This is a genomic window from Dyella sp. A6 (genome assembly GCF_036320485.1).
Classification (GTDB): Bacteria; Pseudomonadota; Gammaproteobacteria; order Xanthomonadales; family Rhodanobacteraceae; genus Rhodanobacter_A; species Rhodanobacter_A aluminiiresistens.
Genome location: NZ_CP132911.1, coordinates 2,969,807 through 2,992,131, shown reverse-complemented (window position 1 = coordinate 2,992,131; position 22,325 = coordinate 2,969,807). Strand labels below are relative to the sequence as shown.

Annotated in this window: 18 protein-coding genes; 10 read left to right on the top strand and 8 right to left on the bottom strand. The window is 67.7% G+C overall.

Annotated elements, in window-relative coordinates:
• The first annotated feature begins 231 nt into the window (after nt 1–231).
• The 3 genes from xylB to RA164_RS13460 all read left to right on the top strand — a co-directional run bounded on the left by xylB (nt 232) and on the right by RA164_RS13460 (nt 4,622).
• Entirely contained in the window at nt 232–1,743 is a 1,512-nt protein-coding gene (gene xylB, locus RA164_RS13470; RefSeq protein WP_329741354.1) for a xylulokinase, read from the top strand.
• Nucleotides 1,744–1,784: 41 nt separating this feature from the next.
• Nucleotides 1,785–3,125, top strand: coding sequence for a xylose isomerase (xylA, locus tag RA164_RS13465; RefSeq protein WP_329741353.1), 1,341 nt, complete (start codon nt 1,785–1,787; stop codon nt 3,123–3,125).
• 69 nt (nt 3,126–3,194) lie between these two features.
• Entirely contained in the window at nt 3,195–4,622 is a 1,428-nt protein-coding gene (locus tag RA164_RS13460) for a sugar porter family MFS transporter (protein WP_412731109.1), read from the top strand.
• A gap of 67 nt (nt 4,623–4,689) precedes the next feature.
• Here the strand turns inward: RA164_RS13460 and RA164_RS13455 are convergent, their stop codons facing one another.
• Complete coding sequence (locus RA164_RS13455; RefSeq protein WP_329741352.1) at nt 4,690–6,576, bottom strand: ATP-binding cassette domain-containing protein; 1,887 nt, start codon at nt 6,574–6,576, stop codon at nt 4,690–4,692.
• An 89-nt stretch (nt 6,577–6,665) separates the two neighbouring features.
• On the opposite strand from RA164_RS13455, the gene RA164_RS13450 reads away from it, so the two are divergent.
• Nucleotides 6,666–7,283, top strand: a complete 618-nt coding sequence (locus tag RA164_RS13450; protein WP_329741351.1) for a class I SAM-dependent methyltransferase — start codon at nt 6,666–6,668, stop codon at nt 7,281–7,283.
• Between the two features lie 72 nt (nt 7,284–7,355).
• Here the strand turns inward: RA164_RS13450 and metK are convergent, their stop codons facing one another.
• Nucleotides 7,356–8,555 (bottom strand): methionine adenosyltransferase, encoded by a 1,200-nt coding sequence (gene metK / locus RA164_RS13445; protein WP_329741350.1) that lies wholly within the window; start codon nt 8,553–8,555, stop codon nt 7,356–7,358.
• A gap of 208 nt (nt 8,556–8,763) precedes the next feature.
• On the opposite strand from metK, the gene RA164_RS13440 reads away from it, so the two are divergent.
• The 3 genes from RA164_RS13440 (at nt 8,764) to RA164_RS13430 (ending at nt 12,164) form a co-directional block, all read left to right on the top strand.
• The gene (locus RA164_RS13440) at nt 8,764–9,495 is read left to right on the top strand and encodes an SGNH/GDSL hydrolase family protein (RefSeq protein ID WP_329741349.1); all 732 of its coding nucleotides are present in this window, start codon (nt 8,764–8,766) and stop codon (nt 9,493–9,495) included.
• Between the two features lie 135 nt (nt 9,496–9,630).
• Nucleotides 9,631–11,337, top strand: a complete 1,707-nt coding sequence (gene olsF / locus RA164_RS13435) for a bifunctional ornithine lipid synthase OlsF (RefSeq protein ID WP_329741348.1) — start codon at nt 9,631–9,633, stop codon at nt 11,335–11,337.
• On the top strand, nt 11,334–12,164 hold the full coding sequence (locus tag RA164_RS13430) for a UDP-2,3-diacylglucosamine diphosphatase (RefSeq protein WP_329741347.1): 831 nt from the start codon (nt 11,334–11,336) through the stop codon (nt 12,162–12,164). The genes olsF and RA164_RS13430 overlap by 4 nt, the downstream gene beginning before the upstream one ends.
• Before the next feature lie 13 nt (nt 12,165–12,177).
• On the opposite strand, the gene dusB is transcribed toward RA164_RS13430, so the two are convergent.
• Nucleotides 12,178–13,164, bottom strand: coding sequence for a tRNA dihydrouridine synthase DusB (gene dusB, locus RA164_RS13425; RefSeq protein WP_329741346.1), 987 nt, complete (start codon nt 13,162–13,164; stop codon nt 12,178–12,180).
• A gap of 105 nt (nt 13,165–13,269) precedes the next feature.
• On the opposite strand from dusB, the gene RA164_RS13420 reads away from it, so the two are divergent.
• Entirely contained in the window at nt 13,270–15,039 is a 1,770-nt protein-coding gene (locus RA164_RS13420) for a tetratricopeptide repeat-containing diguanylate cyclase (protein ID WP_329741345.1), read from the top strand.
• A 7-nt stretch (nt 15,040–15,046) separates the two neighbouring features.
• Here RA164_RS13420 and RA164_RS13415 read toward each other — a convergent pair whose 3' ends face one another.
• Nucleotides 15,047–16,327, bottom strand: coding sequence for a nucleoside permease (locus tag RA164_RS13415; protein WP_329741344.1), 1,281 nt, complete (start codon nt 16,325–16,327; stop codon nt 15,047–15,049).
• A gap of 161 nt (nt 16,328–16,488) precedes the next feature.
• On the opposite strand from RA164_RS13415, the gene rhtC reads away from it, so the two are divergent.
• The gene (gene rhtC / locus RA164_RS13410; protein ID WP_329741343.1) at nt 16,489–17,115 is read left to right on the top strand and encodes a threonine export protein RhtC; all 627 of its coding nucleotides are present in this window, start codon (nt 16,489–16,491) and stop codon (nt 17,113–17,115) included.
• 8 nt (nt 17,116–17,123) lie between these two features.
• Here the strand turns inward: rhtC and RA164_RS13405 are convergent, their stop codons facing one another.
• Genes RA164_RS13405 through RA164_RS13390 form a run of 4 tightly spaced genes read right to left on the bottom strand, consistent with a single transcriptional unit; the run spans nt 17,124 to nt 21,398 of the window.
• Complete coding sequence (locus tag RA164_RS13405) at nt 17,124–17,714, bottom strand: uracil-DNA glycosylase family protein (RefSeq protein WP_329741342.1); 591 nt, start codon at nt 17,712–17,714, stop codon at nt 17,124–17,126.
• Nucleotides 17,711–19,084, bottom strand: coding sequence for an FAD-binding oxidoreductase (locus RA164_RS13400; RefSeq protein ID WP_329741341.1), 1,374 nt, complete (start codon nt 19,082–19,084; stop codon nt 17,711–17,713). The genes RA164_RS13405 and RA164_RS13400 overlap by 4 nt, the downstream gene beginning before the upstream one ends.
• Before the next feature lie 29 nt (nt 19,085–19,113).
• A complete protein-coding gene (locus RA164_RS13395; RefSeq protein WP_329741340.1) occupies nt 19,114–19,470 on the bottom strand; it encodes a YraN family protein in 357 nt (118 codons plus the stop codon).
• Nucleotides 19,470–21,398: a penicillin-binding protein activator gene (locus RA164_RS13390; protein WP_329741339.1), complete on the bottom strand. Its 1,929-nt coding sequence runs from the start codon at nt 21,396–21,398 to the stop codon at nt 19,470–19,472. The genes RA164_RS13395 and RA164_RS13390 overlap by 1 nt, the downstream gene beginning before the upstream one ends.
• Nucleotides 21,399–21,490: 92 nt before the next feature.
• On the opposite strand from RA164_RS13390, the gene rsmI reads away from it, so the two are divergent.
• On the top strand, nt 21,491–22,318 hold the full coding sequence (gene rsmI, locus RA164_RS13385; protein WP_329741338.1) for a 16S rRNA (cytidine(1402)-2'-O)-methyltransferase: 828 nt from the start codon (nt 21,491–21,493) through the stop codon (nt 22,316–22,318).
• The last annotated feature ends 7 nt before the right edge of the window (nt 22,319–22,325 follow it).

Below are 22,325 nucleotides of genomic sequence, written 5' to 3'. Positions count from 1 at the left end.
GCGGGCCCCGATTGCAGCATCGCTTCGACGGAACGGACCTGATCCTTCCGCAGGCGGCGGCTTCTCCCGATGCCGCGATATTCCCGGAATGGCGATACCCGATGACGGCCGGCATGCTGGCAAGCAGGGCATCGCGAGGATCCTGAAAGGGCCAGGTGTCTTGAACGGTTCGACCACGTACCCGAAATCTGCGGCGGGCGCTGCCACCCACGGACAGGCGTGGCCGGCGGCATGAGCGTCGTTGTCGGACTCGATGTCGGTACGCAGAGCGTCAAGCTGGTCGCCTACGATGCCGCCTGCCGCTCGATGCTGGCGGTGCATAGCCGTCCGCTGCCGCTGACCGCCGAAGCCGATGGCAGCCGCGAGCAGCAGCCGGAGTGGTGGATCGACGCGATCCGTCAGTGCTTCGCCGAGCTGGAACCCGCGTTGCGCGGGCGTGTCGCCGCGCTGGGCGTATCGGGTCAGCAGCATGGTTTTGTCCCGCTGGACGCGGCCGGCGAGGTGCTGGCTCCGGCCAAGCTGTGGTGCGATACCAGCACCTGGCGCGAGTGCGGCGAGATCATGGCGGCGGCCGGCGGTGCCGCGCAGTGCATCGCCCAGGCCGGCAACCCGGTGCTGGCGGGCTATACCGCGTCGAAACTGCCATGGACGCGCAAGCATCGCCCGGATGTCTACCGGCGACTCGCCAGCATCCTGCTGCCGCACGACTACGTGAATTTCTGGCTCACCGGCGAACGCTGGATGGAGTGCGGCGACGCATCGGGCACCGGCTGGCTCGACGTGCGGTCGCGTGACTGGTCCGCCCCGATGCTGGCGGCCACCGACGCGGACCGCGATCTTTCGGCATGCCTGCCGCCGTTGCTGGCGGCCGATGCCAGTGTGCCGATCGCGGCGGATATCGCCGACGCCCTGGGCCTGCCGCGCACGGTACGCGTGTCGGCCGGTGGCGGCGACAACATGATGGCGGCGATCGGTACCGGCAACGTGGCGCCCGGCACGCTCAGCGTGAGCCTGGGGACCTCGGGCACCCTGTTCGCCTGTGCGGACCGGCCGATCGTCAGTGATGAGGGCCTGTGGGCAGCGTTCTGTTCGTCCACCGGCAGCTGGCTGCCGCTGATCTGCACGATGAACTGCACGGTGGCGACCGGTCGCGTCGCCCACGCGCTCGGCTTCGATCCCCGCGAGGGCGAGGCCCTGATCGGGCAGTCCGAGCCGGGTGCGGGCGGGCTGACCATGCTGCCGTTCTTCAACGGCGAGCGCACGCCGAATCTACCCGAGGCACGCGCCAGCCTGCACGGCATGGACCCGGACAACTTCACCCGCGCCAATCTCTATCGTGCCGCGATGGAAGGCGCGACCTACGCGCTCCGCTATGGGCTGGACGCGCTGCGCGCCGCCGGCCTCCAGGCGAGTGCCGTGCGGCTCACCGGCGGCGGTGCGAAAAGTGCCGCGTGGCGCCAGATGGTGGCCGACGTGTTCGACCTGCCGGTGGAGTCGCCCGTGGAGACCGAGGGTGCGGCCCTGGGGGCCGCGCTGCAGGCGCTGTGGGCCTGGCGCCGTCATCAGGGCGATGCTGTCGGCATCGCCGAAATCACCGGTGAGCACGTCGTGATGGACGTGGCATGCGCGGCCCAGCCGGTGCATGCCAGCGTCCAGTCATACGAAGCGCCTTACCGCCGCTATATCGCCCAGCTCGATGCCCTGCAGCAGCAGGGGCCGTCGGCGACCGGGGCGATGGACTGAACCCCATGGCGGTGCAATTTCTCGCAGAGGACAACTATTCCATGACAACTCCCTTCATCGGCAAGCAAGAATATTTCGGCGGCATCGGCTCCATTCCCTATGAAGGTCCGGCGTCGGACAACCCGCTGTCCTTCAAGTACTACGACGCGAAGAAGAAGATCGGCGACAAGACCATGGCCGAGCACCTGCGTTTCGCGGTGTGCTACTGGCACTCCTTCTGCAATGCCGGCCACGACCCGTTTGGCCCCGGCACCCGACGTTATCCATGGGACGTGCCGGCGACGCCGATGGCGCGCGCCGAGGCACGCATGGATGCCGCCTTCGAGTTCTTCACCAAGCTCGGTGTGCCTTACTACTGCTTCCATGACATCGACATGGCGCCGGACGATGACGACATCGCCACCTACGAGCGCCAGCTGAAGCAGCTGGTCGGGATGGCCAAGGAGCGCCAGCAGGCCACCGGCATGAAGCTGCTGTGGGGCACCGCCAACCTGTTCGCCCACCCGCGTTACATGAATGGCGCGGCGACCAACCCCGACTTCGCCGTGGTGGCCCGTGCCGCGGTGCAGGTGCGCGCGGCGCTGGAAGCGACTGTCGAGCTCGGTGGCGGCAACTACGTGTTCTGGGGCGGCCGCGAAGGCTACGCGTCGCTGCACAACACCCAGATGAAGCGCGAGCTCGACCATTTCGCGCGATTCCTCACAGCGGCCCGCGACTACGGTCGCAGCATCGGCTTCAAGGGCAACTTCCTGATCGAGCCCAAGCCGATGGAGCCGATGAACCACCAGTACGACTTCGACTCGTCGACCGTGGTCGGTTTCCTGAAGCAGCACGGCCTCGACAAGGACTTCAAGCTCAACATCGAGGCGAACCACGCCACGCTGTCCGGCCACACCTTCGAGCACGACCTGCAGGTGGCCTCGGACCACGGCCTGCTGGGCAGCATCGATGCCAACCGCGGCAATGCGCAAAACGGCTGGGATACCGACCAGTTCCCGAGCGATCTCTACGACACCGTGGGCGCCATGCTGGTGGTGCTGCGGCAGGGCGGGCTGGAGCCGGGCGGCCTGAATTTCGATGCCAAGGTGCGGCGCGAGTCGACCGACGCGGAAGACCTGTTCATCGCCCACATCGGCGGCATGGACTCGTTCGCGCGTGGTCTGGAAGTGGCGCACGCACTGCTGACACAGTCGCCGCTGGAAGGCTGGCGGAAGGATCGCTATGCCACCTTCGATTCGGGCGAGGGGCTGGCGTTTGCACAGGGCAAGCTGGGCCTGGATGATCTGCGCACCTATGCGCTCGGCCATGGCGAGCCGGCACAGCGCAGCGGCAAGCAGGAGCGTTACGAGAACCTGCTCAACCAGTATCTGATCCGGGCCTGACCGGTCCGGGTTGCCGGGGGTATCCAGCGGCAACGCCAGCAGCATCACAAGAGGGGTCCACGCGTGGAAATGTACAGTGCGGCACTCGATGACACCGGGATGTCATCGGCTACGGAAAACACCCGGCTGATCGTCCAGATCAGCTGTGTGGCGACTCTGGGCGGGTTCCTGTTCGGGTTCGACAGCGGGGTGATCAACGGCACCGTGGACGGCCTCAAGCTGGCCTTCCATTCCACCGCCGCGGAGATCGGCTTCGAAGTGGCCTCGATGCTGCTGGGCTGCGCGATCGGTGCTTTCTTCGCCGGCCGTGCGGCCGACCTCAAGGGACGCCGCACGGTGCTGATCGCCGCCGCCATGCTGTTCCTGCTGTCGGCGCTGGGTGCCGGTGCCGCGCATGCGGTGGAGTTTTTCGTGGCGTCGCGCTTGACCGGCGGTTTCGCGGTGGGTGCCGCCAGCGTGATCGCTCCCGCCTATATCGCCGAGGTGGCGCCTTCGCGCTACCGCGGGCGTCTGGCCACGGTGCAGCAGGTGGCGATCATCAGCGGCCTGTTCTGCGCATTCCTCAGCAACTATCTGCTGGCACGTGCGGCGGGTTCGTCGACCGAGGTGCTGTGGCTGGGACAGAGCGCCTGGCGCTGGATGTTCTGGATGCAGGTGCTGCCGTCGTCGCTGTTCCTGGGCTCGCTGATGTTCATTCCGGAGAGCCCGCGCTTCCTGGCGATGCGTCGGCGCGACGCCGAGGCCGAGGTGGTGCTGGCACGCCTGTACGGCGCCTCCTCGGCCGGTGCCAAGCTGAAAGAGATCAGCGCCTCGCTGGCGCATGACCGTCACCGTCCCAGCCTGTCCGACCTGGTCGACAAGGCCACGCGCAAGGTTCATCCGGTGGTATGGGTGGGCATCGGGCTGGCGGTGCTGCAGCAGCTGGTGGGCATCAATGTGGTGTTCTACTACGGCGCGGTGCTGTGGCAGGCGGTAGGCTTTTCCGAGAGCGACGCGCTGCTGATCAACGTGCTGTCGGGCGCGCTAAGCATCGCGGCGTGCCTGGTGACGGTGATGCTGGTCGACCGCATCGGTCGCAAACCGCTGCTGTGGATCGGCTCGCTCGGCATGACGGTCGCGCTGGCGATCGTGGTCTGGGCCTTCGCACATGCCCATCTCGATGCGGCCGGCAAGATCGTGCTGCCGTCGCCGATCGGGACGGTGGCGCTGGTGGCCGCCAACGTCTACGTAGCCTTCTTCAACATGTCCTGGGGCCCGGTGATGTGGGTGATGCTGGGCGAGATGTTCCCGAACCAGATCCGCGGTTCCAGCCTGGCGGTGTCCGGTGCCGCGCAGTGGATCGCCAATTTCGCGATCACCATTTCCTTCCCGCTGCTGCTGGTCGGCATCGGGCTGGCGCCGACCTATGCCATCTATGCCGTCGCGGCGGCGCTGTCGACGGTATTCGTGCTGCGCTACGTCAAGGAAACGCGCGGCAAGGAACTGGAGCAGATGTGAGCCTCGCCGCGCAGGTCCGTCCGGGCCTGCGCGGCGGTTCATTCGACCGGCCTGATCCAGGCGTGGGTCAGCCGTCCAGCTCGCTCCAGCGCGCATAGGCCTGGTCGAGTTCCGACTGCAGCTTCGCCAGCGCTTCGTTGGCGGCAACGATGCCGTCGCTGTCCTGCTGATAGAAGGCCGGGTCGTTCATGGCCTCGCTGCGCTGCGCGATCTCGGTCTCGAGCTGTTCGATCCGGGCGGGCAGCTGTTCCAGCTCGCGCGTTTCCTTGTAGCTGAGCTTGCGCTTCGGTTCCGCAGCGGCAGCCGACGGCGTGGCCGTAGGCGCAGCGGTGGTCGCGCTGGCGACAGGTGTCGTCGCACCGGGCTCCGGCCGCTGGCGCAGCCAGTCGCTGTAGCCGCCGACGTACTCGCCCACCCGGCCGCCGCCTTCCAGTACCAGCGTGCTGGTGACCACGTTGTCGAGGAAGGCGCGGTCGTGGCTGACCAGCAGCAGCGTGCCGGGGTAGTCGGTGAGCAGCTCTTCCAGCAGTTCCAGCGTTTCGACGTCCAGGTCGTTGGTGGGTTCGTCCATCACCAGCAGGTTCGACGGCTGCGCGAACAGCTTCGCCAGCAGCAGGCGATTGCGTTCGCCGCCGGACAGCCGGGTGATCGGCGCACGCGCGCGTTCCGGCGAGAACAGGAAGTCCTGCAGGTAGCCGACGATGTGCTTGCGCTGCCCGTTCAGCTCGATGTATTCGCGCCCCTGCGCCACGTTGTCCAGCGCGTTGAGGCGATCGTCGAGCTGGGCCCGGTGCTGGTCGAAGTAGGCGATCTCAAGGTTGGTGCCCAGCTGCACCTCGCCGCGCTCGGGCTTGAGCTCGCCCAGCATGATCTTCAGCAGGGTGCTCTTGCCGGCGCCGTTGGGTCCGACGATGCCAATGCGGTCGCCGCGCATCACCGTGGCGGTGAAGTCGTCGATCAGCACGCGGCCGCCATAGGCCTGATGCACGTGGGCCAAGTCGATCACCTTCTTGCCCGAGGACTGCGCCGCGGCGGCAGTCATCTTTACGTTGCCGGACAGCTCACGCCGTTGCGCGCGTTCCACGCGCAGCGCTTTCAGTGCGCGCACCCGGCCTTCGTTGCGGGTGCGCCGGGCCTTGATGCCCTGGCGGATCCACACTTCTTCCTGCGCCAGCTTCTTGTCGAACTGCGCGTTGGCCTGCGCTTCGGCATGCAGGCGTTCCTCGCGGCGGCGCAGGTAATTGTCGTAGTCGCCGGGCCAATCGGTGAGCTGGCCGCGGTCGATCTCGACGATGCGCGTGGCCAGCGCGCGCAGGAAGGCGCGGTCATGGGTGACGAAGATGATGCTGCCGGCGAACGACTTGAGGAAGCCTTCCAGCCAGTCGATCGCTTCGATATCCAGGTGGTTGGTGGGCTCGTCCAGCAGCAGCACGTCGGGCTGGCGGACCAGCGCCTGGGCCAGCAGCACGCGCCGTTTCATGCCACCGGAGAGCGCGGCGAAGTCGGTGTCGCCAGGCAGTTCCAGCCGCGCGATCACGTCGGCAACGCGGCGATCCAGGTCCCAGCCGTGCTGCGCCTCGATCTGCTGCTGCACCTCGCCCAGCTCCTCCACCGCGCCGTCCAGGTGCAGGCCTTCGGCCAGCAGGTGGTGATAGCGCGCCAGCAGGTGGCCCAGGTCGCCCAGGCCTTCGGACACCACGTCGAATACGCTGCCGGCGGTGCCCTGCGGCACCTCCTGCGCCATGCGTGCGACCACGGTGCCGCCCTGCACGCGGATCTCGCCGTCGTCGGGCTTCAGCTCGCCGGCGATCAGCTTCATCAGGGTGGATTTGCCTTCGCCGTTGCGACCGACGATGCACACGCGCTCGTTCGCCTCGATCGACAGGTCGACGGACGCGAGCAGGAGAGGGCCGCCGATGCTGAAATCGACGTGCTGGAGCTGGATCAGGGACATGCCGTCATTGTACGGGCTGTCGCGTGCCGGGCATACGTGGCGTATGTCCGCGTGGCTTAAGATGGCGACCCCTGGACTGGAGCGTAACGATGAACCGTTGGGACGAGCGCTACGCTGGCGAGGCGTTTCTTTTCGGCACGGCACCGAATGCCTTCCTGGCTGCGCAGCGGCATCGCCTGCCGCCCGCCGGCACGGCGCTGGCGGTGGCCGACGGCGAAGGTCGCAATGGCGTCTGGCTGGCCGAGCAGGGGCTGGACGTGCTGGCCGTCGATGCCTCCGCGACCGGGCTGGCCAAGAGCCGGCGGCTGGCGGACAGTCGCGGGGTGACCCTGCACCACGAGCAGGCCGACCTGGCGCAGTGGGATTTCGGTACCGAGCGCTTCGACGTGATCGCGGCGATCTTCGTCCAGTTCGCCGATCCGGTCCTGCGCCAGCGGATGTTCGAGGGTATCTGCTCAGCGCTCAGGCCGGGCGGCGTGCTGTTGCTGGAGGGTTACCGCCCGGAGCAGCTCGGCTACGGCACGGGCGGCCCGTCGGACCTGGCCAATCTGTATACCGAGACGCTGCTGCGGGACGCCTTCGCAACACTGCAGATCGAACATCTGGCGAGCTATGACATCGAAATCCACGAAGGCAGCGGACATGAAGGCATGTCGGCACTGATCGACCTGGTGGCGCGCAAGCCGCAACGTTGCATCGGGCCCTAAAACAGACGGGCCGCCCAAGGGGGCGGCCCGTCTGCGTATGCGACTCCGGCGTGCTGGACGCCGCGCCGCCGATTACTTCAGTTTGGCGTCGGCGCGCAGCGCTTCGGCCTTGTCGGTCTTTTCCCACGAGAACGCGGTGTAGGTGCTGCCGTCGGCGGCCTTCACCTCGTAGGGGCTGCGGCCGAAGTGGCCGTAGCTGGCGGTCTGCTGGTACATCGGGTGGATCAGGTCGAGCATCTTGATGATGCCGTACGGGCGCAGGTCGAAGTGCTTGCGGATCAGCTTCTCGATCTTCTCGTCCGGAATCTTGCCGGTGCCGAAGGTGGTCACCGAGATCGAGGTGGGCTCGGCCACGCCGATCGCGTAGGACACCTGCACTTCGCAGCGGTCGGCCAGGCCGGCGGCCACCACGTTCTTGGCCACGTAGCGTGCGGCGTAGGCCGCCGAGCGGTCGACCTTGGACGGGTCCTTGCCGGAAAACGCGCCGCCGCCGTGGCGGGCCCAGCCGCCGTAGGTGTCGACGATGATCTTGCGGCCGGTCAGGCCGCAGTCGCCCACCGGGCCGCCGATCACGAACTTGCCGGTCGGGTTGATGTGGAATTTGGTGCCCTTGTGCAGCAGCTTGGCCGGCAGCACCGGCTTGAGGATTTCCTCGCGCACGGCTTCGATCAGGTCCTTCTGCTTCACGCCCGGGTCGTGCTGGGTCGACAGCACCACTGCGTCGATCGCCACGGCCTGGTCGTTCTCGTAGCGCAGCGTGACCTGGCTCTTGGCGTCCGGGCGCAGCCACGGTAGCGGCGAGTTCTTTTTCTTGCGCACCTTGGCCTGGCGCTCGACCAGACGGTGCGAGTAGTACACCGCCGCCGGCATGAAGTCCTTGGTCTCGTTGGTGGCGTAGCCGAACATCAGGCCCTGGTCGCCGGCACCCTGTTCCTCGGGCTTCTTGCGGTCCACGCCCTGGTTGATGTCCGGCGACTGCTTGCCGATCAGGTTCAGCACGCCGCAGGTGGCGCCGTCGAAGCCGACGTCGCTGGAGTCGTAGCCGATATCGAGGATGACCTTGCGGGTCAGGCCCTCCAGATCGATCCAGGCGCTGGTGGTGATCTCGCCGGCGACGATCGCGACGCCGGTCTTCACCATCGTTTCGCAGGCCACGCGGGCGCGGGGGTCCTGCGCGAGGATCGCGTCGAGGACGGCGTCGGAGATCTGGTCGGCGACCTTGTCCGGATGGCCTTCGGAGACCGATTCGGAGGTGAAGAGGAAGTTGCTCATCGCGGCATTTATCCTTCTTTACGGATAAAGAGATGGAAAGGGATTGCTCATGATACAGCCAGTCGCCCGGAATTTCATCGTGCGGTCGCACCATGACAGGGCGGTGATGGCCTGCGTTCAGGCGCGGGTGGCGGCAACGGGGCGGGGCTGGCGTCGGCGCCGGCAGGCGCTGCTGCATAATGCGGATGGATCCGCGTGGAGCATCGTGATGAATCGAGTCGTCAACCGGAAGCTGCGCTGGCTGGTCGGGGCACTGTTGATGCTGGCCCTGCCGTTGGCGTTCGCCGCTGGCCAACAGCCACCCTCGCCGGCGCACTGGCGCACCGATATCGACGCCTTCGTGGCGCACGACCGAAGCAACCCTCCGCCGCAGCATGGCGTGCTGTTCATTGGCAGTTCGTCGATCCGTTTCTGGGCGCCCACCCTGGCCGGGGATTTTCCTGGCGTGCCGGTGATCGATCGCGGTTTCGGCGGATCCGCCATTGCCGATTCGACCTATTACGCCGACCGCATCGTGGTGCCGTATCACCCCGCGCTGATCGTGATGTACGCGGGCGACAACGATATTGCCGAGGGTCTGGCGCCGGCGCAGGTGGCCGCACACTTCCGGGCCTTCGTGGCGCGTGTGCGACACGACCTGCCGCAGGTGCCGGTGGCTTTCGTCTCGATCAAGCCCAGCCGGGCGCGCTGGTCGCTGTGGCCGCGCATGCGTGCGGCAAATCGGCTGATCCGGCAATGGGCCGCGACGCAGCACGATGTGACGTATGTCGACGTGGCTACGCGCATGCTGCACGGGCAAGGCCGGCCGTCGGCCAGTCTGTTCCGTCCCGACGGCCTGCACATGACGCCGGCCGGCTACGCGATCTGGATCGCGGCTCTGAAGCCGGTGCTGGCGCATTACGGGTTCCCGCCGCGGCCGGCACACGCGGCCGCGGAATAGCCGCGCCGACCGGACTGCTGCACGCCGGGGCCTGATGGCGCCCCGGCCGCTGTCACCGCTCTGACGCAGGCGCGCAACGCCAGCGTCCCGAAAGCCGCGCATGCTTGCGACGGAGCGAAGCCGAGCGTTGCCGATATGCAAGCCATCGAACAGCGTCTGCAGCAGCGATATCCCCATTGGTTCCGCGGCCGTCGTGGCCGTATCGCCACCCCCTTGCTGAGAACCCTGGCCCGCTGGTCAAGGTTCGACAGCATCGACACCTTCGTGCGTACCCATAGTCACCTGCGTGGCCTGGATTTCCTGCGCGAAGGCCTGCGCTTCCTCGATCTCGACTATGCCGTGGAGCCGGCCGATCTGGCGCGCATTCCGCCGCGTGGCCGCCTGCTGATCGTTGCCAATCACCCATGCGGCGCGCTAGATGCGCTGGCGCTGCTGGACATGGTCGGGCGGGTCCGGCCGGACGTCAGGATCGTCGCCAACGAAATGCTGATGCTGGTCGAGCCGCTGGCCGAACTGATGCTGCCGGTGCGCGTGTTCGGCGGTAGCGCCGGCGCAGGCAGTCTGCGCCGGGTGGAACGGGCGCTGCAGGACGAGCAGTGCGTGATCGTGTTTCCGGCCGGCGAGGTGTCCCGTCTGGGTCCGCGCGGGGTCAGCGACACGCGTTGGCGGCACGGCTTCCTGCGCTTCGCGCGCAATGCCGATGCGCCGGTGTTGCCGGTACGCATCGAGGCACGCAATTCCAGGCTTTTCTATGGTGTCTCGGCGCTGTACCGGCCGGCCTCGACGGCGCTGCTGGCGCGTGAGATGTTTGCCCGCCGGCAGCAGCCGGTACGTCTGCACGTGGGCGAGAAAACCGCGGTCGCGGCCGCTGAAAGCGAGCGCGAAGCGGTGCGCCGCATACGACGCGCGCTGTATGCCATCGGCCGGCAGGATGCACCGGCGAATGGCGCGCCCGAGCCGCTCGCCACGGCGGTCGACCAGGCCGAACTGGTCGCCGCGATCGAAGCGACCGAGCTGCTCGGCAAGACCAGCGACGGCAAGCAGATCCGGCTGGCGCGCCAGGCCGGGGGCACGCCGCTGCTGCAGGAAATCGGCCGGCTGCGCGAGCTGACCTTCCGCCAGGTGGGCGAGGGCACCGGCCGTAGCTGCGACCTGGACGCCTACGACGCGTGGTACGACCACATTCTGGTGTGGGACAGCGGCGCAGCGCGGATTGCCGGTGCCTACCGTGTGATACGTGGCGCCGAGGCGCTGGCCCGCTCGGGCCTGGCGGGCCTGTATACGGCGTCGCTGTTCCGCTACGCCGACGCGGCGATACCGCGGCTGGCCAACGGGGTGGAACTGGGGCGCAGTTTCGTGGTACCCGACTATTGGGGCAGCCGCAGCCTGGACTATCTGTGGCAGGGCATCGGCGCCTATCTGCAGCGCCATCCCGGCGTGCGCTACCTGTTCGGTGCCGTGTCGATCAGCGGGACCTTGCCGCGCGATGCAGCGGAGCAGGTGGTGAGCTATTACCAGCGCTTCTACGGCAGCGAGCAGGTGCTGGCCGATGCGCTGCGGCCGTTCGTGTTCGAGGCGGCGGCACCCTTGTTCGACGGTCTCGACATCGATGCGGCCTTCGACGCGATGAAGGCCGCACTGGGCCGTGTCGGCGCCACCGTGCCGATGCTCTACAAGCAGTACACCGAGCTGTGCGAGCCGGGCGGTGCAAGCTTTCTCGCCTTCAGCGTGGATCCGGACTTCAGCGCTTGTGTCGACGGGCTGATCGAGGTGGACCTGGAGCGGCTGCGACCACGCAAGCGCCAGCGCTATCTGGAACGCCGGCAGGGTGCAACGGCATGAAGCGGGTGGCCGGCCAGGGCGATCGGCGGTTGCGGGCAGTATTCATTTCCGACGTGCACCTGGGGGCCAAGCACTGCCATGCGACGGAGCTGGCGGAGTTCCTCGACAACCTGCGTTGCGAGCGGCTGTACCTGGTCGGCGACATCGTCGACCTGTGGTGGATCGCCCGCCGTCGCACGCGCTGGAGCGGTGCGCATGCGCGCGTGATCGAGGCGCTGCACGCGCTGCATCAGCGCGGCACGGCGCTGGTCTACGTGCCCGGCAATCACGACCGGCCGCTGCGCAAGCTGTGCGGCCTGATGGTGCCGGGCATGCGGGTGCGCCGACGAGTCGTGCACGTCACTGCCGATGGCCGTCGACTGCTGGTCACGCATGGCGACGACTACGACAACGTCACCCAGTTCGGCGACCTGCAGGAACAGCTGGGCGACTGGATCTACTACCGCATCCTCAGCTGCAACCGCTGGCTGAATCTGGCGCGTCGTCGGCTGGGCCTGCGCTACTGGTCGCTGTCCGCCTTCGTGAAACGGCAGAGCGGCGCGGCCGAACGCTATATCGCGCGCTTCGTACAGGCGGGTCTGGATGACGCGACGCGTCGCCGGCTGGACGGCATCGTCTGCGGACACATTCATCGGGCCGGGCTGATCCAGCGCGACGGACTGGTCTACGCCAATGATGGCGACTGGGTGGAGAGCCTGACCGCATTGAGCGAGGACGCGCACGGAACCCTGCGCCTGCTCAGCCATCGCGGCGAGGTGCTGGCCGAGATTCCACCGCGCCTATGCCTGACCGCCGACGATGCCGGACCCGAGGTGCTGGCAGCCTGAGCGCGGGTACCGGTCAGGCCGCGAGGCGTTCGCCGGCGGCCAGTGCGGCGAAATAGTCGCGGGTGAGGCGCAGCTGTTCCTGCGCGCTTTCGGCACGGTTGGCCACGTCACGGAAAGCGGCGTTCTCGGGGCGGTCCTTGGCGTACCAGCCCAGGTGCTTGCGCGCGATGCGCACGCCGGCTTGTTCGCCGTAGAACGCGTACAGGTGTTCCAGGTGGCCGAGCAGGATCGTCGCCACTTCATCCGGCGTGGGCTCGGGCAGCTTCTCGCCAGTGGCGAGGTAGTGCGCGATCTCGCGGAAGATCCATGGCCGGCCCTGGGCGCCGCGGCCGATCATCAGCGCGTCGGCGCCGGTGGCGTCGAGCACGTGGCGGGCACGTTCCGGCGTGCTGATGTCGCCGTTGGCCAGCACCGGGATGCGCACGCTGGCCTTCACCGCAGCGATGGTCTCGTATTCGGCTTCGCCTTCGTACTTGTCGGCGCGGGTGCGGCCATGCACCGCCAGGGCGGCAATGCCGCTGTCCTCGGCGATGCGGGCGATGGCCAGCGCGTTCCTGTGGTCGCGGTCCCAGCCGGTGCGGATCTTCAGGGTCACCGGCACCTCGACCGCGTCGGCGACCGCCTTGCAGATGCGCGCCACCAGCGATTCGTCCTGCAGCAGGGCCGAGCCGGCCCAGACATTGCAGACCTTTTTTGCCGGGCAGCCCATGTTGATGTCGACGATCTGCGCCCCGTTGGCCACGTTGAAGCGCGCCGCCTCGGCCAGCACGGCCGGGTCGGCGCCGGCGATCTGCACGCTCACCGGCTCGGGTTCGCCGGCGTGGTCCATCCGCCGCAGCGATTTGCGGGTATGCCACAGACGCGGGTCGGCGGTGGTCATTTCCGACACGGCCAGCCCCGCGCCCAGCCGTTTGCACAGCAGACGGAACGGCTTGTCGGTGACCCCTGCCATGGGGGCCAGCACCAGCGGCGGGTCGAGGTGGTAAGGGCCGATCTGCATGCGGGAATTGTAACCGCCCCGGCACCGAGACTTGCGCCGGGCGGCCAGCCGTCCAAAAATGCAGCTTTGGATCGGGCCTTGGACGGGCGTTCGATGCAGGGGTTCATGCTTGCGGCTCTGCTGATGCTGCCGGTGCTTGTGCATGGGCAGGGCATGTCTGCGCGCGACGCGCTGCGTTATCGCACCGAGACCGATCCGCATGCGCTGATTGCCGACATCCGTCAGCAACTGGACCGGCAGACCCCGCCGATGGGCGAGCCGGAGACGCGCGAGCGGCTGTGGCTGATGGGCACGGCGGCAGTGAACGTCAACGACGATGCGGCCCTGACCGAAGCCACGGTCATGCTGGACGACCTCGCCCAGCAAAACCATGACCCGGCTGCTGCTGCCGATGCCGGGTTCCTGCGCTCGCGCCAGATGATCGCCACCGGCGAGGGCGACGGCGTCAGCGAGGAGCTGCAGGCGGTCGCCAGGGTGCAGGGCACGACCGACCCGCTGATGCTGGGACGGATGCGCTACACCCTGTGCGACGCCTACGCGATGTCCGAAGAGTTCGATCGGGCGGTACCGTTGTGTCGCCAGGCCATCGACACCTACCGCAGCCAGCACGACTTGTGGGGCCAGGGCAACGCGGAAAACGACCTGGGCATCGTCTACACGAACCTTGGCCGTTACGCCGCTGCCATCAAGGTCTATCTCAGCGGGCGTCGGCATTTCGCGCAGATCGGCGCGCAGGAAATGGTGGTGCTGGTGGGCGACAACCTGTCCCAGGCGTACCGCAAGACCGGCCGCGTGCGCGAGGCGCTGCCGTTGTCGCAGGCTTCGCTGAAGCAGGAGCTGAAGGCAGGGCGCATCAGTGACGCGTTCGGTTCGCGCATGGACATTGCCCTGGACTACGAGGCGATGGGGCAGCGGCAACATGCATTGGAGCTGATGGATTCAATCATCCGCGACGCCCGTGCCCAGCATATTCACGGCCTGCTGCCCGATGAGCTGGAGCAGCGCAGCCGGCTGGAGGCGGCCATGGGCAAGCTGCGTCCGGCGCTGGACGACATGCGCGAAGTGGCCGGCGACCTGGACGTGCGCAACACTGCGGTGCTGCGTTCGGACGAAGCGGAGCTGGAGGCCCGTTACGCCACCCGCGAGAAGGAACTGCAGATTCTCTCGCTGAAGCGCGAGAACCAGCTGAAGGACCTGCAGCTGAAGGCGGCCCAGGCCGAGGCCGCGCGGCGCGACGAGGCACGTCGGCGCGAGGCCCTGGGCAGCCTGCTCACCAAGATCGTGGCGGTGGGCGGCGCGCTGGTGGCGCTGCTGTTGTTCCTGCTGCTGCACGCGCAACGCCGCCATGCGGCCGAGCTGCGCGCGCAGGCTCAGCGCGATCCGCTCACCGGCATCGAAAACCGGCGCGCGTTCCAGCAACGCGTCGATGCCCTGCTGGCCAGGCCGTTGCCCTCACCGCTGCAGGCGCACGTGCTGCTGCTGATCGACGTGGACCACTTCAAGCGCGTCAACGACCAGGCCGGTCATGCGCAGGGCGATCTGGTGCTGACCATCGTGACTTCCTGCCTGTGTCGTGTCAGCGGGGCGGCGGGCCATGTCGCCCGCATCGGCGGCGAGGAGTTCGTCGTGCTCTGCCCGGACATGGGCGCGGAGGCCGGCATGCGCCTGGCCGAAACCCTGCGCGCCGAGATGGCGGCGATGCCGCTGCCGGCGGATGCCAAGGTGTCACGCATCACCATCAGCATCGGCGTGGCTGTGTTCGACGGTGTGCGCTGCCACGACATCAGCAGCTGGATGCGCTCGGCCGACCAGGCGCTCTACGAGGCCAAGGCGCACGGCCGCAACCGCGTGGTGGCCAGCACCCTGGTGACCTGAGTAGCGCTCAGTGCGTGGGCGCGACCTCCGTCGTCGCCTTGCGCTCGTGCCGGTGCTTGAACAACGGCACGAACAAGGCCGCCATGATCAGCGAATAGGTGGCGAAGGTCAGCCAGATGCCGCGCCAGTCCTTGCAGATCAGCAACGTGTCGTTGCAGCTGTGGTTGGTGAAGAAGTGGTCGATCATCCAGCCCGCGATCAGGCTGCCCAGCACGGCGCCGATGCCGTTGGTCATCAGCATGAACAGCCCCTGCGCGCTGGCGCGGATCTTCGGGTCGGCCTGGCCCTCGACGAACAGCGAGCCGGAAATGTTGAAGAAGTCGAAGGCCATGCCGTAGATCAGGCAGGACAGCACGATCATCCACAGACCGCCGTCCGGGTTGCCGAACGCGAACAGACCGAAGCGCAGCACCCAGGCCAGCATGCTCATGGTCATCACCGCCTTGATGCCGAAGCGCTTGAGGAAGAACGGGATGGTGAGGATGAAGGCGGTTTCGGAGAACTGCGAGATGGAGATGATGATCGCCGAGTACTTCACCGTCAGCAGGTGCTGGTAGGCGGGGACCTTGGAGAAGTCCTTCAGGAAGGTGTCGCCGTAGGCGTTGGTCAGCTGCAACGCCGCGCCCAGCAGCATGGCGAAAATAAAGAACACCGCCATGTTGCGGTTCTTGAACAGCACGAACGAGGTGAGACCGAGGCGGTCGGTCAGCGTGCGGCTGTGCGTGGCGTCCAGCTTCGGCGGACACTTGGGCAGGGTGAACGCGTACAGGCCCAGCAGCAGCGAGGCGCCGGCGGCCACGTGGAACTGGGTCGCGGACGACTCGAAGCCGAGCAGGCTCACCGTCCAGGTCGCCGCGATGAAACCGACCGTGCCCCACACGCGGATCGGCGGGTAGACGGTCACCACATCCATGTCCTGCTGCTTCAGCGCGTTGTAGGCCACCGCGATGGAAAGCGAGATGGTCGGCATGTAGAAGCACATGTTGAGCAGCATCACCCAGAACATGGTGTCGGGGCTGTGCACCGTGGGTATCGCGAACAGCACCACCGCGCCGGCGATCTGGAACAGCCCGTACAGGCGTTCGGCGTTGATCCACTTGTCCGCCACGATGCCGGCCAGCGAGGGCATGAACAGCGAGGCGATGCCCATGGTCGAGAAGATCGCGCCGAAGCTGGTGCCCGACCAGTGCTGGGTATGGAACCACCACGTGCCGATGGTCAGCAGCCAGGCCCCCCAGATGTAGTACTGGAGGAAGTTCATCACCGTGAGGCGAAGCTTGAGATTCATGGGCCGATGTTCCGCATGCGTGTTTCCCCTGTAGGAAGCCGGGGAACACCCCCAGAGCCGGCGAATCGTCGCAGGTTAGATGAAGCCGCCACGGCACGGCAAGGCAACCGCCGCCGCATCGGCATCGCTACACTGTCAGCCTCGCACGGGGATCGACGCCCATGAGCCTGTTCCTGACCATCGCCTTGGTCCATCTGATCGCCCTGATGAGCCCGGGGCCGGATTTCTTCTATGTCTCGCAGACCGCGGTCAGCCATTCGCGACGCGAGGCACTGGCCGGGGTTGCGGGCATTGCACTGGGTGTGGCCGTGTGGGCGGCGCTGGCCTTGCTTGGTTTGCAGCTCTTGCTGCACCGGCTGGCGTGGCTGGAACGGCTGATCGCGATCTGCGGCGGCGCCTATCTCTGCTGGCTGGGCCTGAAGATGCTGCGTGGTGCGATGGTCGCGTCGGCGTCGCTGCCGACGCATGCGGTGCGCCTGGCCAACGGCCCCTGGCGGGCCCTGCGCAATGGCCTGTTCACCAATCTGGCCAACCCCAAGGCGGTGGTGTATTTCGGCAGCATCTTCTCGGCCTTCGTGGGCGACCGCCTCGGTGCCGGCGCCCGCTGGGGGCTGTGGGTGATGGTGGTGGTCGAGACTTTGCTGTGGTTCGCCTTCGTCGCCGGGGTGTTCGCGCTGCCAGCGATGCGACGTGGCTATCTGCGTCTGAGCCGCTGGATCGACGGCTGCGCCGGTGCGGTGTTCATGCTCTTCGGCCTGCATCTGATCTTCGCGCGCCGCGCCGCCTGAGGCCGTTGCTAGCGAAGTGCTTCCTTCACCTGTTGTCGCAGCACCGGCAGCAGTTCCGTCTCGAACCAGGGATTGCGCTTCAACCACAGCTGGTTGCGCGGGCTGGGGTGCGGCAGCGGCAGCACGTCTTGGGCCAGGTGCCCGCGCCATGCCTGCACGGTCGCGGTCAGCGTGCGTCCGCGCCGGTCGCCGAGCAGGCCGGCCTGGGCATACTGGCCCACCGCCAAGGTCAGTCGTACCCGGTTCAGCAGCGGCAGCAGGCGCGGGTGCCAGGCCGGCGCGCATTCCGCTCGCGGCGGCAGGTCACCGCCCTTGCCGGTGCCGGGAAAACAGAAGCCCATCGGCACGATGGCGACATTCGACGGATCGTAGAAGGCCGTCTTGTCGATACCCAGCCAGTCACGCAGCCGCTCGCCGCTGGCATCGTTGAACGGCACGCCGGTGTCATGCACCTTGCGCCCCGGCGCCTGGCTCACGATCAGCAGCCTCGACCGCGCCGATGCCTGCACCACCGGCCGCGGCCCCAGCGGCAACTGCGCGGCGCACAGGTGGCAGGCGCGGATCTCGGCGAGCAGCGCGTCCAGTGGTGCCGCTTTCACGGCAGCAGCTTGCCCGGGTTGAGGATGCCGTCGGGATCGAAGGCGGCCTTGATGCCGCGCATCAGGTCCAGCGTTTCGCCGGACAGCGCCAGGGGCATGAATTCGCGCTTGATCATGCCGATGCCGTGTTCGCCGGACAGTGTGCCGTCCAGCGCGATCACCTGTTCGAACAGGCCGGCGAGCGCGGCATGGGCACGTTCGCGTTCGGCGTCGTCGCGTGGCAGCAGGTTCACGTGCAGGTTGCCGTTGCCGGCGTGGCCGAAGCTGACGATCGGCACGTCGTGTCGCGCGGCCAACTGCTTCACGCCGTCGACCAGTTCGGGCAGGCGGCTCACCGGCACCACCACGTCTTCGTTGATCTTGTTCGGCGACAGCGTCCGCTGGGCGGGCGACAGCGCCTTGCGGGCGGACCAGAGCGCCCGGGTCTCGTCCGCGTCGGCCGCCACGCGCAGTTCTTCCAGGCCATCGCCGCGAGCGGCGCGCGCCACCGCCTCGGCGGCCGACGGCAGGTTTTCCGGTTCGCCGTCCACTTCGATCATCAGCATCGCCCCGGCTAGCGGTACACCGGCGTCGGGGGCGTAGTCGTGGGCCAGCTTCAGCGCCACGTCGTCGATGAATTCCAGCGCGCACGGGGTTACCGGCTGCGCCATGATCCGCGCCACTGCGCGCGCCGCACTGCCCACGTTGCGGTAGGTGGCGCGCAGCGTGCGGACGGCCGAGGGTTTCGGGGTGAGCTTGAGCGTGGCTTCGGTGATCAGTGCCAGGGTGCCTTCCGAGCCGATCAGCAGACGGGTGAGGTCGTAGCCGGTGGCGCCCTTGCTGGTGTAGGTGCCGCAACGGAAGCTCTCGCCGTTGCCGGCCACGGCGCGCAGGCCCAGCGTGTTCTCGCGCGGGCTGCCGTATTTCACCGTGCGTGGCCCGGCCGAGTTGCAGGCCAGGTTGCCGCCGATGCTGCACCAGGGCGACGAGGACGGGTCGGGCGGCCAGAAAAAACCGTGCGGTGCCAGCGCGCGTTGCAGGTCGCCGTTGAGCACGCCCGGTTCGACCACGGCAAGGCGGTTGTCCGGATCGATGCGCAGGATGCGCGTCATCCGCTCGAAGCTGGCCACCACGCCACCTTCCACCGGCACCGTGGCACCGGTGGTATTAGTGCCGCGGCCACGTGCAATCAGCGGTACCCGATGCTCGCGGCAAGCGCGCACCAGCGCTTCGACCTGTTCGTGCGTGGTCGGAAACACCACAGCGTCGGGCAGGGCGTTGCGGCGCGAGTTGTCGTAGGCATAGGCCAGCCGCTCGGCGTCGGCGGTGGAGATGGCGTCGTCGCCGAAAAGAGTATGCAGGGTGTCGAGTAGTGCGCCGGGCATCTTCATGCGGCAAGCGTAATCCACGAAGCAGTGAATCAGTACGCCTCGAATGCGCCCTTAAGCCAGTGCATGCGCGCGTCGTCCGCCGGGCCGTCGTAGCTGACCACGTCGAAGCGGCATGGGCGCTGGGCGTATTGCGGGTGCGCGGCGAGCCATAGCTGTGCCGTGCGTATCAGCTTTTCCTGCTTGCTACGGGTGACCGAGGTGGTGGCGTCGCCGTGGCCGGCGCGCTGGCGGTGTCGCACTTCGACGAACACGACGGTATCGCCGTGTTGCATCACCAGGTCGAGCTCACCATGGCGGGTGGTGTAGTTGCTGGCCAGCAGGCGCAGGCCCGCGCGCTCCAGTTCGATCCGGGCGCGCTGTTCGAAGACGGCGCCGCTGGCACGCATCAGCCGGCCGGGGTGCTCGCAGGTGTTGGGCTGCTGGCGGCGCTCGCCGGTGCTGCCGGACTGGTCGCAGGCGCGCTGCTGCTGGCCGGTGCCGGCGCGCTGCCGGCGGGGGCCGGCGTGGTGTCCATCTGCATCTGCAGGTTGTCGCCGGTGGGTCGGGCCACGCCGTTCTGGAACTTCGCCCAGATCAGGATGCGGCGCACGTGACCGAAGGCGTCGGCAGTCAGCTGGCCACTGGCGCCAGGCAGGTAGCTGCCCGGGTTCGCGCGCATCCAGTCGATGTAGGGCACCAGGTTCCATGCATCCATGCCGAAGGCGAACAGGCGGCTGCTGGCGCCGCGTGCTTCGGGCAGCAGTGCGGTGATGGCGTCATGCTTGGGCAGGCCGGTCTGCGCGTCGAAAAGCCACGGCGCATCGCAGAACGACACGCCGTCGAGGTCGTTGTCGTCGCTGGGGTCGTCGCTGCCGGCATAGATATGCGAGGTGCCGTACACCGGCAGGGTGATGCGGGCCACCCGCAGTTGGGGCAGCAGCAGGCGGGCCTGCTCGGGATGCATGCTGATGAAGATGCCCGCCGTCGGTGCCGATGCGTTCGCGCTGCTGTTGATGTTCTGGTCCGCGGGGGTGGCGGGGATGCCGAGACCGGCGATCTGGTTGCGGTAGTTGACGCTGCCGCGGGTGATCTGGGTCTGGCCGAGGACCAGTCCGCCGTGTGCCTGGAATTCGGCCTTGAAGGCGGCGGCGGCGCGGCCGGCGAAATCGTCGTCGGAGACAATGATGTAGGCCTGGGTGATGCCGCGCTCGCTCATGTGGTCGGCGGCTTCGGCACCTTCGGTTTCGGGGCGCAGCGCGAACTCGCTCGCCCCTGCGGCGGGCAGGGTGCCGCTGTTCGGGTGGTTCAGGGCGAGCACCGGCACCGGCAGGGACGCTTGCGCCAGCACGGCGCTGACGGCGGCGCGGGTAAGCGGGCCGACCACCATCTGTGCGCCGTCGGCCACCGCCTGCTGGTAGGCCTTCACGGCGCCGTCGGCGGTGCCCGTGCTGTCGTAGACACGCACCGACGGACGCGGCGCATGGTTGCTGGCGGCGTCGAAGTAGGCGGCGAAAAAGCCTTCGCGGATCACCTGGCTGATGCCGCCGAAGCCGTTGCCCTGCGGCAGCAGCAGCGCGATCTTCGCCGGCACCTTGTAGCCCTGGCGCACGTTGGCGCCCGCGCCCGGCAGCAGGGTGCCCACCGGCTGGCCGAGATTGGGCTGCGATTGCGCCACCACGATGCCCAACTGGGTCAATGCCTCGTTGATCCACGGCAGCATGCGGTCATTCGGCTTCATGGCCGCGGCGCGCTGCTTGAGTTCGGCGACACCGACCTTGGCCAGCAGGTTGACCGCCTGCTTGCGGTTCTGGCTGCGGTCGAAGCCGTGCAGCAGGCTGTCCATCTGTACGCGCGTGCGTCCGGCGCCCCAGTAGTCGTGGTTGGCGGCCATGGCTTCCGCGCGCAGCTCGAGCAGGCGAGGACGCAGCGCCAGCGGCGTGTTCACGCCGGACTCCGTGGTCAGTCGCAGCGCGGTGGCCGGATCGTGCTGCTGCAGTGCTATCTCGGCACGCAGCAGGTCCAGGCGTAGCGGTTCGTCGCCGGTCAGCTGGCTGCGGTCGATGGTGGCGACAATGGGTGCGGCACGTCCAAGCTGGTCTTCCTGGCGGTAGGCTTCGGCGGCGAGCAGGCGGTAATGGCTGCTGCGGGCGGATGTCTGCTGGGCCAGGGTGAGGTAGGCGCTGGCCGCCTGGTCGAACTGGCCCTGGCTGGCGAGTGTGGCGGCTTGTTGCGCGGCGGCGGTTTCCGCGGGAGATGGCGGCCGGATGGCAGGCGCACAGGCGCTCAATGCCAGTGAAAGCAGCAGGACAACGGCCGCGACGCGGTACGAACGCATGGATATTCCTCGGTCGGTATCGACAGGATCGGCGATTGCGCGATGATAGCCGATCATATTGCCGCCTCGCGGCGACACGGAGTCTATTTAGGATGACATCCAGCACGCCCGGCTGCCTGTGGGTGGTCGCCACGCCGATCGGACACCGCGACGACATGTCGGCGCGTGCCGTCGAAACGTTGCGCCAGGCGACGGTGATCGCGGCCGAGGATACCCGGCACAGTCGGCCGCTGCTGCAGCATTTCAATATCGCCACGCCACTGGTGGCACTGCACGAGCACAACGAGCGCGACGTAGTCGATGCGCTGGTGCGGCGGCTGCAGGAAGGCGAGTCCGTGGCATTGATTTCCGATGCCGGTACGCCGCTGATTTCCGATCCGGGTTTCCGGCTGGTGCGCGCGGCCCGCGCGGCGGGTATCCGCTGCGCGCCGGTGCCCGGGGCATGCGCTGCGATCGCAGCGCTGTCGGTGGCGGGCCTGCCCAGCGACCGGTTCGTGTTCGAGGGTTTCCTGCCGCCGAAATCGGCGGCGCGCCGCAGTCGTCTGCAGGTACTGGCCGGTGACCCGCGCACAATCATTTTTTACGAGTCCTCGCATCGTGTGGCGGAGAGCCTGGCCGACATGCGCGATGTGTTCGGCGGCGAGCGCGAGGTCGTACTGGCGCGCGAACTGACCAAGCTGTTCGAGACGGTGCTGGGCGAACCGTTGGCCGAACTGGCTGCGCGCGTGGCTTCAGATCCTGACCAGCAGCGCGGCGAGTGCGTGATCCTGGTGTCCGGCCGCGGCGACGATGCGGATGCGAAGCTCGCCGAGGGGCAGCGGGTTTTTGCGATCCTGCGCGAGGAGCTGCCGCCGGCGAAGGCGGCGAAACTGGCGGCGGCGATCAGTGGCGCACCGCGCAAGGCGCTTTACGAGAAGTGACCGGGCC

Excerpts from the sequence above, each read along its gene's own strand:
- rhtC (WP_329741343.1), top strand. The coding sequence starts at position 16,489 with ATGAGCCTGTTCCTGACCATCGCCTTGGTCCATCTGATCGCCCTGATG.
- metK (WP_329741350.1), bottom strand. The coding sequence starts at position 8,555 with ATGAGCAACTTCCTCTTCACCTCCGAATCGGTCTCCGAAGGCCATCCG.
- RA164_RS13415 (WP_329741344.1), bottom strand. The coding sequence starts at position 16,327 with ATGAATCTCAAGCTTCGCCTCACGGTGATGAACTTCCTCCAGTACTAC.
- RA164_RS13420 (WP_329741345.1), top strand. The coding sequence starts at position 13,270 with ATGCTTGCGGCTCTGCTGATGCTGCCGGTGCTTGTGCATGGGCAGGGC.
- RA164_RS13440 (WP_329741349.1), top strand. The coding sequence starts at position 8,764 with ATGAATCGAGTCGTCAACCGGAAGCTGCGCTGGCTGGTCGGGGCACTG.
- xylB (WP_329741354.1), top strand. The coding sequence starts at position 232 with ATGAGCGTCGTTGTCGGACTCGATGTCGGTACGCAGAGCGTCAAGCTG.
- xylA (WP_329741353.1), top strand. The coding sequence starts at position 1,785 with ATGACAACTCCCTTCATCGGCAAGCAAGAATATTTCGGCGGCATCGGC.
- rsmI (WP_329741338.1), top strand. The coding sequence starts at position 21,491 with ATGACATCCAGCACGCCCGGCTGCCTGTGGGTGGTCGCCACGCCGATC.
- RA164_RS13390 (WP_329741339.1), bottom strand. The coding sequence starts at position 21,398 with ATGCGTTCGTACCGCGTCGCGGCCGTTGTCCTGCTGCTTTCACTGGCA.
- olsF (WP_329741348.1), top strand. The coding sequence starts at position 9,631 with ATGCAAGCCATCGAACAGCGTCTGCAGCAGCGATATCCCCATTGGTTC.
- RA164_RS13395 (WP_329741340.1), bottom strand. The coding sequence starts at position 19,470 with ATGCGTGCCAGCGGCGCCGTCTTCGAACAGCGCGCCCGGATCGAACTG.
- RA164_RS13430 (WP_329741347.1), top strand. The coding sequence starts at position 11,334 with ATGAAGCGGGTGGCCGGCCAGGGCGATCGGCGGTTGCGGGCAGTATTC.
- RA164_RS13450 (WP_329741351.1), top strand. The coding sequence starts at position 6,666 with ATGAACCGTTGGGACGAGCGCTACGCTGGCGAGGCGTTTCTTTTCGGC.
- RA164_RS13460 (WP_412731109.1), top strand. The coding sequence starts at position 3,195 with ATGTACAGTGCGGCACTCGATGACACCGGGATGTCATCGGCTACGGAA.
- RA164_RS13400 (WP_329741341.1), bottom strand. The coding sequence starts at position 19,084 with ATGAAGATGCCCGGCGCACTACTCGACACCCTGCATACTCTTTTCGGC.
- dusB (WP_329741346.1), bottom strand. The coding sequence starts at position 13,164 with ATGCAGATCGGCCCTTACCACCTCGACCCGCCGCTGGTGCTGGCCCCC.
- RA164_RS13455 (WP_329741352.1), bottom strand. The coding sequence starts at position 6,576 with ATGTCCCTGATCCAGCTCCAGCACGTCGATTTCAGCATCGGCGGCCCT.